Raw genomic sequence first — 13,541 nt, 5'->3', positions numbered from 1 at the left:
TTTATATCAGAAGGTTACCACTTTAATATTGTCAATAGCCAGGTGGCCGGATGTCTGCCCTTCTTTTAGTGATGTCATGATCATCACTTTATAGTTGGTTCCTTTATTTGCACCAGTATAAGATGCCAGCTCGATATATATCTTTTTCCAGGTGTCACTTGCATTTACGCCAAAAATTGAATCGTAAGCATCAACACCATTGGTCAATGTGTTGTACAACCCTACTTCAAAAGATATATTTCCTTTGTAGTTGATCTCAATGTAGGCTTCTCCTTGTGGTATATCAAAACCCGTGTTGCTGATGTTTTGTGAATAAGCATGTTCCGATGTAAGGTATATCATACCCGCCCCACCTCCGGTAAGAACGTTATCGGGGTCAGTTGTTCTGAAGATAGAGGTATCGTCAGTAGCTTCAGGTATAAAGGCCTGGAATGAGTTACCTACTTCAAAATCTTCTTTATACGGGAACTTTGCGGCATCAATATAAGAGGTTGTCGGAATAAATTCCTGTACGTTGCCGGGATTGGTTATCAAGGTAGTGGTGTCAAAACGGTAGAATGGATACTGCGGCTGTAGTGCAACCAATCCGTTAAGCTTTATACCCGGGGCGACAGATATCTGTCCTTTCTCACCATCTGTTATCACCGGTACATTACAAGGCAGGTCAAATGCGCCTACGGGGGAGTTATTGTAATATATCCATACATTAGTAATGCCCTGCGATATCGGACCTTCCTTAACAGGGTTATTGGACACAAAATGAAATGAATCTATCTTGATATAGGTGGGTACAGGTTCTGCCGGGTTGATGATATTGCATCCTGTTACAGATAATATCACCGGCACCAAAAACAACAAATTTTTAAGTCTCATCTGTGCAATAATTCTAGATCACCTGCGTTTAAAACGCCTTTTACGCTTCTATTATTGTGTTAAACGTTATGTAGTTCATTGTGGATGCTCATTTTTTTAAGTATCTGGTGAGCTACATCCATGGCCTGGTACCCATCATATACAGATACCCTGACTGGTTTATCTTCCAGAATGGCTTTTGAGAATTCTTCCAACTCCATTCTTATAGCGTTTACGGGTTGTATCTCAGGCATTTGTATAGATATGGTCTTTTGTTCGCCACCCGGTACTTCTATCGGGAAGTCGAAAGCCCCCTTAGCCATATCTTCGGTTTTCAGTCGTATTACTTCTGTCTTCTTTTCCAGGAAGTCAATGCCGATATATGCGTCACGCTGGAACAACCTCATCTTACGCATCTTTTTTATCGATATGCGGCTGGATGTCAGGTTGGCCACACAGCCGTTGTCAAACTCGATGCGTGCATTGGCTATATCTGCAGACTCACTGACAACTGATACACCACTTGCCGAAATGCGTCTTACGGGCGATTTGACCAGGTGCATCACGATGTCTATGTCATGTATCATCAGGTCCAGTATCACAGATACGTCAGTGCCGCGAGGGTTGAATTGTGCCAGCCTGTGCGCTTCAATAAACATGGGTTGCAGCCCCTGCTCTTCTAATGCGAGGTACGCAGGGTTATAACGTTCTACGTGTCCTACCTGGCATTTTACATTAGCTTCCTTTACCAGTTGCACCAGTTTTTGCGCTTCTTCAATAGACTGTGCCAATGGCTTTTCTATAAAGATATGCTTACCTGCCAGCAGGCATTTTTGGGCTATCTCATAGTGGGTGACGGTAGTAGAGACAATGTCCAGCGCACTACATGCCTCTATAAGTTCGTCGATACTCGTGTAGCGTTGTACCCCGAACTCTTTGCTCACAGCATCAGCCTTAGCATCATCAGGGTCGAAAAAGCCCGTCAACTCTATACCGGGTACTTCTTTCCACTGCTGGATATGTATCCTGCCCAGGTGGCCGGCACCAAAAACACCTATTTTTAACATTGATCCCTTGTAATTAGCTTTTGTCGCCGCAAGATAGCAAATAATCAGCCACTAAATAATCCCCTCATCGGCCATGCTGCAATAGTTATTATTACCAACTATTATATGGTCCAGCAGCTTTATATCCATCAAGGTAGCAGCTTCTTTCAGCTTTGTTGTCATGGCGATGTCTTCTTTGCTAGGTTTCAGGTTGCCGGATGGGTGATTATGACTGACTATCAGCCTGGCTGCACTATATAGCAAGGCGTTCTTTAATATGATGCGGATATCGGCTACGGTTCCTGTCAGTCCGCCTTTGCCGATGTTCTCGCAACGTATCACGCCGCCCGACTGGCTCAGGTACAATACATAGAACACCTCGTGTCCCAGGTCGCGCATAAGCGGTATGAATATTTCTGCCGCGTCTTTGCTCTGAGTAATAGACTGCCGTGACAGCCCGGCGGATAGTTGCCGCCTGCGCCCCAGCTCCAGTGCGGCGGCTATGGTTATGGCCCTTGCCTCGCCAATGCCTTTGGTCTGTTGCAGTTCCTGCACGCTGAGCCTGCCCAGTGTATGCAGGTCATTATCTGCCAGTTTCAGAATGTCCCTGGCCAGGTCCAGTGCAGACCGTTCCTTTGTGCCGCTGGATATGAGTATGGCCAGCAGTTCTGCGTCTGAAAGTACGGGTGCACCCTTATGCAGTAGTTTTTCACGGGGGCGCTCATCTTCCGCCCAGTTCTTTATGCTGTTGGTTATGGTCACGTATCAAATATAGCCTTGTTTGGTTGAATATAGTTATATATTAATGTTATTGTTTATGCCGAATGTGCATTGTCAAAAACAGTCCGTTTTGTATCATTTTGTATCGTTTTTTATTGTTTTTGACGGGGGTACTACGTTGTTTAATTTATATGTGCCTTGTTTTAATGTATAATGAGTGATACGTAACCTCAGCTTATGTTTTCATGTCAAAGAACTGTGTTGATAAATCACTTTATCGATAAGTAAATATACGTTAAATTATTGTTTATTTGAAATTTATTTTATTTCATAGTTTCGACAATAAGGGTTCGTAATACAGTTCATCTGCCATTAAATGTTAAACAATCGCCATTGTTTATAGGAGTATAGGGGCAAGTATCATTATGTACCTTTAACTTAGCGTCAAATTATAGTTCCCTTTGGAGTATAAGTGTACATACATACCGTATAAAGAAACAGGTGCATTCTCGTCGTTGGTGACGGATTACCTGGACAAGAACCAGGCGTTATCCCCGTTTTATAAATACACTCCTGACGAAGCAGGAATAGAGGCGGCCATACATGACAGGGCAAAATTTCCCGTAAACAGGAAAGTGCTGGTTGAAACACTGACAATGCAATACAGCAACCTTGTGCAAACGGAAGCTGTAGCTGAGAATATCAAACGGTTAGGGGATGAAAATACATTTACCATATGTACCGCACACCAGCCCAACCTGCTGACAGGCTACTTGTACTTTATTTATAAAATAGCACATGCCATACAACTGGCTCAACATCTTAATGCTCAATACCCCGGCAAACACTTCGTGCCTGTTTACTATATGGGTAGCGAGGACAACGACCTGGATGAGCTGGGTACCTTCCGCTATGGAGGTGAAAAGTATGTATGGGATGCGGACGGACAGGCTGGTGCTGTGGGCAGAATGGACACCCAGAGTCTGAAGCCATTGCTGGATAAACTGTTTAGGGTGCTGGGTCCTCCGGGGCCGAACGCTGACAGGCTTAAAAAAATGTTGACTGAGGCCTATCTTAAACATGATACAATAGGAAAGGCTACCAAGTACCTGGTAAATGAACTATTCGGGCAGTACGGTTTGCTGGTGCTGGATCCTGATGAGGCAGCCTTTAAGAAAGAGATATTAGCTGTATTGGAAGACGATTTGCTGAACCATACGGCTAACCCCATAGTAACCAAACAAGCCGGGTTGCTGGCCGAACAATATAAATCACAGGCATACCCGAGGGATATCAATATCTTTTACCTGGCAGATGGACTGAGAGAAAGAATTGAGAAAGCTGGGGATAAGTGGGTTGTGTTGAATACAGACATTTCGTGGACGAAAGATGAAATGCTGGACGAACTGAAAACACATCCCGAACGTTTCAGCCCGAATGTAATATTACGGGGTATTTTGCAGGAGAGCATCCTGCCCAATGTAGCCTTTATAGGTGGTGGGGCAGAGGTGGCCTATTGGTTACAATTAAAAGAACTGTTCGCTCATTATGGGGTGTTTTACCCGGTGATACTGCTACGCCAGTCGATAATGCTGATAGGGAAGAAAGCAGCAGAGTTGCTGGAGAAAACGGGACATACGGTCAACGATTTGTTCAAGTCAACGGAACAATTGACAAAAGAATATATAGACGAAGAGAGTAGCGGGCACTGGCATACGGATAATGAACAGGAAGGATTTGAAACTTTGTTGAGCAAGTTGAAAGAAAAAGCCATGTCTCTTGATCCTACACTGTCAGCATCGGCAGATGCGGCGTTGGCACGTATCAGGAAACAGTTACAGGTGTTGGAGAAGAAGATGCTACGTGCTGAAAAAAGAAATCATGAGACTGAATTGCGTAGGATAGAGCGACTGAAGACAATATTATTTCCAGGAGGGGGCTTACAGGAGCGAGTTGAGAACTTTATTGAATATTACCCCATATGCGGTATTGAGTTGATAGATATGGTCGTGAAAGAATGCCTGCCCCTGAAAAGTGAATTTCTTGTTATATCTCTTTAACGGTATTAGCCTGTCTGCATAATTCGTTCAGGATTAATATATTTGTTGTACAAAATCAGAGGATATGAAAAAGTTTTTGTTACTGATATGCGCTTTTTTACCCGTATTGGCCTTTGCACAACCGGGGCCTCTTGATGTAAACATCGGTTTGAAGGCGGGAATGAACTTTACCCGTTTACAAGGTAGTACATGGACAGGTGGTTACAGGTCCGGCATACTGGCCGGTGCTTTTGGTAGTGTAGGCGTTAAAAAAATTGCAGGGCAGATCGAAGCCCTGGTGAGTACCACTACATTTACGGGCCAGGGTAGAAGTTTCCAGGATGCAGGATTGTTGCTCAATCCTGTAGATAGCACTTCACAAGGCAGTTTCTCTGCTGTATATCTGCATATCCCGGTATTGCTGAACCTGAAAATGTTTGGCAATGCCAGCATACAGTTAGGCCCGCAATTCAGCAGCCTGCTGTCTGCCAAGGATAAGGATGGTATATTGAATACGCCAACTTCAACAGTTTTCAATACCAGCGATTTTGCTGGTGTGGTAGGTTTGCAACTGAAATTGCCTGCAAAACTCAATGCCGGTATCCGGTATACATTCGGACTTAGCGATCAGAACCTTTCATCAGTAGGTGAAAGCTGGAAACTGGGTACGATACAGATACATCTTGGTTTTTCATTTTTATAAGCGGGCCAGTGCCTGAATTTTAAAAAGATATTTTATTAATGGGGCAATCAGCCCCATTAATTTTTGTCTTAGCTTCCGTAATAAGCTATTATCTTTGCCAACACATGAAGCATTTACCCAATTTGCTGACACTGGCCAACCTGGTAAGCGGGTGTATAGCCATTGCTTTTATACTTAATGCACAACCCTTCGTATCCTCGTTCAACGACAACGAATACTGGGTGATAGGCACGGAGCAGGCCTATATGGGAGCACTGTTCATATTGCTCGCGGCTGTGTTCGACATGCTGGACGGGTTGGCAGCCAGGGCATTACAGGTATTTTCTCCTATTGGTAAAGACCTGGATTCACTGGCCGACGTGGTATCATTTGGAGTCGCACCATCTATGATACTGTTCAAAATGCTGTGGGCCAGCTATATGGCAGAGCCTTATGCTCTGGACGTGAATATGTTTGCCATGGTGCCTGCATTTATTATTGCATGCGCAGCAGCAGTCAGGTTGGCTAAGTTCAACCAGAGTTCTGCTGAGCAGAAAACACATTTTATAGGTATGCCTACCCCCGCTGTAGGATTGTTCATTGCATCATTCCCGCTTATCAACTGGTACAATCCTTTTGGTATGGGTATGTACCTGCAGAACAAGTGGGTTATTTACATCATCATCGTCCTGTTTAGTTGGCTGATGTTGTCTAAAATACGCTTCTTTAAACTGATGCCATCAGGTTTCAGTATCGCTGCTATATGGCCGCAACTTATCTTGATAGTAGCAGGTATAGCAGGCTGGTTTGTACTGCATATAGCTATCATACCTGTAATATTCCTACTCTATATTCTGTTATCATTTATTCATAAACCAAGCGAAGTATAAAATAGTTTTTGATGAAATATATAGCACACATTAATGTAATGCCTCTGAAAGAATTGCTGGATCCTCAAGGTAAAGCTGTGAACAACAGTCTGCACAACCTGGGACTGAATGCAATAGACGGCGTACGCATAGGTAAACACATTACACTGAACATAGAAGCAGGCTCAAAAGAAGAGGCGGAAGCTATGGCGAATGACGCGTGCAAAAAGCTACTGGCTAATCCTGTAATGGAGCAATTCGACCTTTCTGTAATTGAAGGCTAAATTTTGCAGCAGGAAAAGGATATACGATTATACCTCGTGCCGTCCCCGATAGGCAACCTGGGCGATATTACTTACCGTGCAGTAGAAATACTGAACAGAGTTGACGCCATTTTGTGTGAGGATACCCGTACTAGTTCGGTGTTGCTGAATCATTATAATATCCACAAACCGCTGTACCCGCATCACCAGCACAACGAGCACAAAACACTGGAGAAGATAATAGATGAGCTGAAAGCAGGCAAAACTTACGCCCTGCTTACAGATGCCGGTACGCCCGGTATTTCCGATCCCGGCTTTTTGCTGGCAAGGGAATGCATCCGCAATGATATACAAGTAGAGTGCCTGCCAGGTGCCAGTGCATTTGTTCCTGCTTTGGTACAATCAGGATTACCATCCAATCGCTTTTGTTTCGAAGGGTTTCCCCCACAGAAAAAGGGTCGGCAAACCTTCTTTAAAAAACTGGCTGACGAAGACAGGACGATCGTACTATATGAAAGTCCGCACAGGCTGGTAAAAACATTAAAGGAATTAGGTGAATACCTGGCCCCTGAACGACAGGCTGCTGTATGCAGAGAGCTGACCAAAATGTTTGAAGAGACGCTTCGGGGAACCGTTACAGAACTTGCGGCGCACTATGAGGCCAAACCACCCAAGGGCGAGATCGTAATTGTGGTGGCAGGAAAAGAATAACAACCCTGGGTTTTAAAGCATAAAAAAACATCGGCCACTGGCCGATGTTTTTTATTTCTTCTCTTACTAATATAAAAATTAGTGAGCAGCTTCTTCAGTAGCTGGAGCTTCAGCAGGAGCAGCTGTAGAATCTGTCATAGGAGCAGCTTCTTCAGTCATTGGAGCTTCTTCAGCAGCAGGAGCTACTTCTTCAGTCATTGGAGCCTCTTCAGTAGATTCAGCTGATTCGTTGCTACCGCAAGAAGCGATGAACATACCTAATGCCAGAGTGAAGATGCCTAATTTTACGAATTTCATAATTGTAGTTTTTTAAAAATGAATAGTTTACTCATTAATACAAACAACAAAAAAAGGTAACCTGCAATCCGCATATTTTTTTAAAGTTTTTTTATTGTTATTTGAAAAAAATTGATAATGAGTAATTTGTGATTTTTAATTTCATAAAAAAAGCTACCGGAATTTCCGGCAGCTTTTTAGTTTTGGTTAATCCAGTATCGTTTAGTGGGTAGCGTCGTGTGCAGCTTCTTTTACATCTTCAGCAGCGTTTTCCATATTCTCGCCTGCTTCGTGCATAGCTGTGTCTACTTCATTAGCAGCTTCATCCATCATTTCACCAGCATCATCAGCAGCTTCTTCCATGTGTTCTGTCATGTCTTCAGCTTTATCTTCAGCTGTTTCATTGTTACCACAAGAGATAACGAAAAGGCTTAATGCAAATGCGAAAATTCCGAATTTTACAAATTTCATAATAGTTCAGTTTTAAGTTTTGTATAAATGTTTATACCCCGAAAACCAAAAGGTAACCCACTTATGCACAAAATAATACAATAAAATATTATTTATATGTTTTGCGGGCAAGGCATATTAGATTGCCATTCTAATCTTATTGCCCTTAACTTTACAGGTATAATAAGGAATAACAACAAATACGTAAATATTGTTGGGTTACCTTTTGAGCAAAATCATATTAATAATTGGAGAAAGAGCTATACACGGAACAGGAGATAGTAAGGCAGCTGGCTTTGGGCAACCGTTTGGTGATGGAGCAGGTATACCGCGATCATTACCGTTTTATCAGCAAATGGATTGTAAAAGCAGGTGGAGATGAGAATGATGCGGCAGATGTTTGCCAGGAGTCGATGATCGTGTTGTACGAAAAGGCAAAGGGAGGTGACCTGGAGCTGACTTGTAAACTGAGTACGTACCTTTTTGCTATCGCACGCAACCTCTGGTATAAAAAAGTACAGGCAAAGCCAAAGTCGCACATAGCAATAGACGATGAAGAGGAGATTAATATTGAAGGGAATTATGAAGATGACATAAAAGCCCATCACGAAAGGGAGATGCATTATAAACAACTGGATGATGCATTGCAACGACTTGGGGAACCCTGCAGTTCGTTACTCCGCTCCTTCTATTTTAAGAATAATAATATGCAACAGATAGCCTCTGATTTTGGCTATACCAATGCAGACAACGCCAAGACACAGAAATATAAGTGCCTGGCACGATTGAAGAAAATATTTTATACCACACAAGTGAAATGATGATCTGTGATGTTATACGATAACAATATATGGCAAATGGCCGAGGCTTACCTGGAAGGAAAACTTACAGGTGAGGATAAACATGCCATAGAGGAGCGAAAGACAGTAGATTCGGTATTTGCATCTGAATTCCAGGACTGTATTAATATGTTACGCTCACTGAAAGGCAGTGGCGAACAAAAAGAATACAGGCAACTGCTGAAGGATATACACGAACAAGTTATTGCGGAAAAGCATTCACCTCTGGTGACAAAAACTATCTCGCTGTGGCACAACAACTGGCGCACTGCAGCCATAGCAGCAGGTATAGCTATACTTACTTCGCTAACTACTTTTTGGGTAGCACAGCACAACAATAACAAAATAGCCTCGCAATACAGCCTGTTGCGTCGCGACCTGGAAACAGTTAAGCGTTCGCAGAATAAGATAATAGGTGACATTAAGAAACAGACCTACACGCCACAACAGGAGGCAAGGTACACGGGTACCGGCTTTGCTATCACCAACGACGGGTACCTGGTTAGTAGCTACCACGTTATCACAGGTGCTGACTCCATATACATACAGAACAAAGATGGAGAATATTACAAAGCTGATGTAGTAGCATTTAATGAAACGACTGATGTTGTAATTCTTAAGGTAGAATCAAAGAATTTTAAGTTCAGCAAACAGGAAATACCATATAATATAGCGAGGAATAAGAGGAAACTGGGAGCGAGAGTGTTTACTCTGGGTTTCCCACAGGATGAGATCGTGTATAACGAAGGATATATCAGCGCTAAAAATGGTTATGGTGGTGATTCTACACAATACAGGCTGGATATCACTGCAGGACCCGGGCAGAGCGGTGCTCCTGTAGCAGATGCGTCGGGTACGATCATCGGTATTATTACAGGTAAAGAAAGTGAGAGTGAGGGTACTACATATGCTGTAGCTTCCGATGCGATAATAGACCTGTTGAATACGCTGCCGAAAGAAAACAGTATAAAAATAACAGGCACCAACAGGTTGAACCGGCTGAACAGGGAGCAGCAAATAGAAAAGCTGGAATATTATACCTGTTCCATTAAAGTATATAAACGATAAATATTATTTCAATTTATAAGTAGAAGCGGCACGTATGCCGCTTTTTTATTTATAATAGTTTATACACGCAGGTATATATTTATCTAACTTTGCCGCCTGTAAGTTGACAAAGTGAGTAAGCTAAAAAAGGTACTTAACAAACGCAATACTAAGGATCCCAATGCCGAGATGTCCTTTATAGATCATATAGAGGAGTTGCGCTGGCATATTGTTCGCTCCCTCGTGGCAGTGATTATAGGTGCGATATTCATTTTTATCAATACGGACTTTGTTTTCGACAAAATAATAATGGGTCCGGCCAAACCGGAATTCATTACCTACCAGTGGATGTGCAAACTGGCTGATATGATAAAAGTCAGTTCGCTTTGTATGAAGGAGATCAATATTTCCTTTCAGAACACAGAGCTTTCGGGCCAGTTCATGATGAGTTTCTCAGTTTCGTTCATGCTGGGCTTTATTATTGCATTCCCGTACGTATTCTGGGAGTTCTGGCGTTTTGTCAAGCCCGCACTTACAGCAGCCGAGTTGAAACACGCCCGGGGTATTGTCTTCTGGTCGTCATTGCTGTTTTTCATGGGAGTGCTTTTTGCCTATTATATCATTGCACCATTCACTATTAATTTCTTTGCCAATTATACCCTCAGCCCGATATTTAAGAATATCATTACCATGTCTAACTATTACGATACGCTGAGCGATCTTGTATTAGGTGTGGGTATTGTGTTTGAGTTACCGGTGTTGGTATATTTCCTTTCGAGGATAGGGTTGCTGACACCACAGGTAATGCGCGGTAAAAGAAATTTTGCTGTACTGATCATATTTGTGTTGGCGGCGGTCATTACGCCTCCTGATGTATTTTCTTTATTTTTAGTGTGTGTGCCAATGCTGTTGTTGTACGAAGTATCTATTGCTATCAGCGAACGCGCCAACAAAGACTATCTGAAACGCAGAGATTAAAACGATAATTATGCAAGCAGTTTTTAACAATGAATTACCTGTTGCTATAGGCGGCGATCATGCAGGTTTCGAGTATAAATCAATATTAATAGAGGCACTGAAAAAAGCCGGCTGGCAGGTAGAGGATAAAGGTACCTACAGTACTGAAAGTACTGACTATCCTGACTATGCGCATCCGCTGGCAGAAATGGTAGAACAGGGGAAAGCAGCCGCAGGTATCCTGATATGTGGCAGTGGAAATGGAGTATGTATGTCAGCCAACAAACACCAGGGTATACGCGCAGCACTATGCTGGAATGTAGAACTGGCACAGCTGGCCCGCCAGCATAACAATGCTAATGTACTTTGCATACCGGCACGTTTTGTATCTGTTGAGCTGGCAGAAGAAATGATGAATGCATTCCTCAGTACACCGTTTGAAGGTGGCCGCCATGAAAGAAGGGTAGAAAAGATCAGTTGCTCTTAGTGCTTGTGCTTAATTAATTGAGAACCTTACCGAAGTGAAGAAACTCCTGGGTAGGAAGCTGGAGGTGCCGCCACCGTGTGTGCCCGATGATACCCTGCCGCTCACCGTAGCCTGCTGAAAGTCAAACACATTCTTAACGCCTGCTACAACCTGCAACTTGCGGTCGAAGAATTTCTTTTCCAGCGATATATCGCATAACTGAAATGCTTTTTGTACTCCGTTGAAGGATGCACTGCCATCGATATTTGATTGCAGGAATGGTTGTTTGCCACTGAGCTTATAAAAGACATTTACATTCAGTCCGGGCCTCTTCCAGGCATATTGTATAGTAGCGGTAGCTTCGCTGGCCGAAAAAGCAGCATAGCTGCCGGGCTCTGCAAAGGTGTAATTGTATGAATAGCCTACCTGGTAGTGCAACCTGCTGTATTGTCCATCTGCCTGTACCGATGCGATCGTATTGGTCTGGTGAGACAGGTTGGCATAAGTGTAGTCGATGCTGGTAGAATCTTCGGGGTGTGTGGGTGCCAGCGTTATGCCATTAAATACATTGTTATAGTAGCCGGTGAGTATAAGTTGCAGGTAGTCGTTTTCTTTTTCATATGCCTGGTATGACGTAGAAAGTTGGAAATGCTGACTGCTTTCTGCTTTCAGGTTCTCATTACCCAGTATGTGGTGGTTCAGGTCTATAAAGCTCAGGTACATTTCTTTCAATGACGGTGCCCTGTATCCTTCGGCATAAGATGCACGTACCTGTATTTTTTTTACGGGTGTATACAGCAGGTTCACGCTTGGAATAACGGGTGGATTATACAATGAGTTAAGGGAGCCTCTTAAGCCACCTTGTACTTTCAATTTGTCTTTCAGCAGCTCATACGACAAGTTGGTGTAAGCTGCGTAATCTTGTATGGTCTTGTTGTTACCATTTATTTTCAGACTGTAGGCATATTGCAGGTTGATGTCGTAACCGACGGTATAAGAAAACCTGTTAAGGCTGTTGCTATAGCTACCACGCGCATACACATCACTGAATGATGAAGTGTCTTGTGAGCCCTGCTGAGGATTGAGTTCCTGTGTCAGGGTCACCATGTCCTTTTTATAGTTGTTGCGGGTACGGTAATACAACATATAGCCATTCTGGCTTTGCCATGTACCTTTTTTGCCCAGTTTGCCGCTTAATGACAGGCGGTTCATTGATCTTTGAGTATTATAATATTCATCATACGCATAAGCACCATTGAATGGGTCCCATGTTTCGAGATTACCTTTGTTGGTCACGTGCTCATTCAGATAATCGCTGGCAAAATGGACGTTGAACCCCGAAGGCGCTACATATGAATAAGCAAAGTTGCCTAAATATTGTGTGTTGGGCTTGAAAAGAAAACTACGCTGATACAACAAAGTATCTTCGTTATATATTTTGTATTGTGAAATTGGCTTCCAGCCCTGGAAGGCATTAGAGCCGCCACCGAGCGTGATCTGGTTCCTTTTGTTAATGCGTTTGGTAATAGAGGCATCGTAAGTATACCTGCCTATCGTTTCGTAGTAGGCACCCACATTTACAGAAAATGGTTTGGTCTCGGTTTTGGTAATGATGTTGATGATGCCACCCAGCGCATCGGTACCATAAACAACACTCATAGGCCCTTGTATGATCTCAATACGGTCCACATTGTTCATGTTGATCTGGCTCAGGTTGATGTTACCGCCCTCACGTCCGTTGAGTGGTAGCCCATCTATAAGTATTTTTACTTTATCGCCACTCATACCCTGCATCCTCATGCTCGAGCCCAGGATGTTATCGTTGTCTACTCGAACATTCAATTGGTTCTTCATTACCTCGTTCAGTGTAACGGCACCCTGTGCCTGTATCTGTTCTTTCGTAATGATCTTATACATCGACAAAGCATCCTTCTGTTTCATCGGGGTATTCAACCCTGTGATCACAACTTCATTCAGCGAAGAGAACTTTTTGCTCATGTAAATGGTCAGGCGGTTAGCAGCGGGCGAAGTGGGGAATGTTTTCTTTACAGATTCAAAACCCAGCGCATTTATTTCAATGGAAAAAGGATATTGCTCGGGTATCAGTGTTGCATTGCCATTTTCGTCAGTCTGCACAGTATTCATTACAGCATTTGTTACGGCAGACATCATGTTTATATAAGCGAAAGGTATGGTGTTGCCATTGTTCTTGTCTACCAGTTGTACACTGATTGATTGTGCAGCAACAGCAAAAGAACAAAACATAAATCCCAGCAAATAGCAGATCCTTTTCAATTGACTATATATTTCTTTATTATTCAAAA

Annotated in this window: 15 protein-coding genes; 9 read left to right on the top strand and 6 right to left on the bottom strand. The window is 43.0% G+C overall.

What is annotated here, in order from left to right; genetic code table 11:
• Nucleotides 1-6: 6 nt before the first annotated feature.
• Genes H6550_15170 through radC form a run of 3 tightly spaced genes read right to left on the bottom strand, consistent with a single transcriptional unit; the run spans nt 7 to nt 2,660 of the window.
• Nucleotides 7-873, bottom strand: a complete 867-nt coding sequence (locus H6550_15170) for a hypothetical protein (GenBank protein MCB9047473.1) — start codon at nt 871-873, stop codon at nt 7-9.
• A 59-nt stretch (nt 874-932) separates the two neighbouring features.
• Nucleotides 933-1,919, bottom strand: a complete 987-nt coding sequence (locus tag H6550_15165; GenBank protein MCB9047472.1) for a Gfo/Idh/MocA family oxidoreductase — start codon at nt 1,917-1,919, stop codon at nt 933-935.
• Nucleotides 1,920-1,970: 51 nt separating this feature from the next.
• Nucleotides 1,971-2,660 (bottom strand): DNA repair protein RadC, encoded by a 690-nt coding sequence (gene radC, locus H6550_15160; protein ID MCB9047471.1) that lies wholly within the window; start codon nt 2,658-2,660, stop codon nt 1,971-1,973.
• Between the two features lie 419 nt (nt 2,661-3,079).
• On the opposite strand from radC, the gene bshC reads away from it, so the two are divergent.
• The 5 genes from bshC to rsmI all read left to right on the top strand — a co-directional run bounded on the left by bshC (nt 3,080) and on the right by rsmI (nt 7,182).
• Nucleotides 3,080-4,678 carry a bacillithiol biosynthesis cysteine-adding enzyme BshC gene (gene bshC / locus H6550_15155; protein ID MCB9047470.1) on the top strand — a complete coding sequence of 533 codons (1,599 nt, stop codon included), beginning with the start codon at nt 3,080-3,082 and terminating at the stop codon, nt 4,676-4,678.
• A 64-nt stretch (nt 4,679-4,742) separates the two neighbouring features.
• Complete coding sequence (locus H6550_15150; GenBank protein ID MCB9047469.1) at nt 4,743-5,360, top strand: PorT family protein; 618 nt, start codon at nt 4,743-4,745, stop codon at nt 5,358-5,360.
• A gap of 104 nt (nt 5,361-5,464) precedes the next feature.
• Entirely contained in the window at nt 5,465-6,229 is a 765-nt protein-coding gene (locus tag H6550_15145) for a CDP-alcohol phosphatidyltransferase family protein (GenBank protein MCB9047468.1), read from the top strand.
• Between the two features lie 11 nt (nt 6,230-6,240).
• Nucleotides 6,241-6,492 (top strand): phosphoribosylformylglycinamidine synthase subunit PurS, encoded by a 252-nt coding sequence (gene purS, locus H6550_15140; GenBank protein ID MCB9047467.1) that lies wholly within the window; start codon nt 6,241-6,243, stop codon nt 6,490-6,492.
• Nucleotides 6,493-6,513: 21 nt separating this feature from the next.
• Nucleotides 6,514-7,182, top strand: coding sequence for a 16S rRNA (cytidine(1402)-2'-O)-methyltransferase (gene rsmI, locus H6550_15135; protein MCB9047466.1), 669 nt, complete (start codon nt 6,514-6,516; stop codon nt 7,180-7,182).
• Between the two features lie 78 nt (nt 7,183-7,260).
• Here the strand turns inward: rsmI and H6550_15130 are convergent, their stop codons facing one another.
• Nucleotides 7,261-7,479: a hypothetical protein gene (locus tag H6550_15130; protein ID MCB9047465.1), complete on the bottom strand. Its 219-nt coding sequence runs from the start codon at nt 7,477-7,479 to the stop codon at nt 7,261-7,263.
• Nucleotides 7,480-7,680: 201 nt separating this feature from the next.
• Nucleotides 7,681-7,929: a hypothetical protein gene (locus tag H6550_15125; GenBank protein MCB9047464.1), complete on the bottom strand. Its 249-nt coding sequence runs from the start codon at nt 7,927-7,929 to the stop codon at nt 7,681-7,683.
• A 227-nt stretch (nt 7,930-8,156) separates the two neighbouring features.
• Here H6550_15125 and H6550_15120 point away from each other — a divergent pair, with 227 nt between their 5' ends.
• From H6550_15120 to rpiB, 4 genes are all read left to right on the top strand, one after another.
• Nucleotides 8,157-8,729 carry a sigma-70 family RNA polymerase sigma factor gene (locus H6550_15120; GenBank protein MCB9047463.1) on the top strand — a complete coding sequence of 191 codons (573 nt, stop codon included), beginning with the start codon at nt 8,157-8,159 and terminating at the stop codon, nt 8,727-8,729.
• A 6-nt stretch (nt 8,730-8,735) separates the two neighbouring features.
• On the top strand, nt 8,736-9,815 hold the full coding sequence (locus H6550_15115; protein ID MCB9047462.1) for a serine protease: 1,080 nt from the start codon (nt 8,736-8,738) through the stop codon (nt 9,813-9,815).
• A 168-nt stretch (nt 9,816-9,983) separates the two neighbouring features.
• Complete coding sequence (gene tatC / locus H6550_15110) at nt 9,984-10,772, top strand: twin-arginine translocase subunit TatC (GenBank protein ID MCB9047461.1); 789 nt, start codon at nt 9,984-9,986, stop codon at nt 10,770-10,772.
• 10 nt (nt 10,773-10,782) lie between these two features.
• Entirely contained in the window at nt 10,783-11,238 is a 456-nt protein-coding gene (rpiB, locus tag H6550_15105; GenBank protein MCB9047460.1) for a ribose 5-phosphate isomerase B, read from the top strand.
• A gap of 9 nt (nt 11,239-11,247) precedes the next feature.
• On the opposite strand, the gene H6550_15100 is transcribed toward rpiB, so the two are convergent.
• The gene (locus H6550_15100) at nt 11,248-13,512 is read right to left on the bottom strand and encodes a TonB-dependent receptor (protein ID MCB9047459.1); all 2,265 of its coding nucleotides are present in this window, start codon (nt 13,510-13,512) and stop codon (nt 11,248-11,250) included.
• Between the last annotated feature and the right edge of the window lie 29 nt (nt 13,513-13,541).

It is taken from the genome of Chitinophagales bacterium (assembly GCA_020636495.1).
Classification (GTDB): domain Bacteria; phylum Bacteroidota; class Bacteroidia; order Chitinophagales; family Chitinophagaceae; genus UBA5543.
Note: the sequence above shows the minus strand (reverse complement) of the source record. Positions and strands in the feature narration are given on the sequence as shown.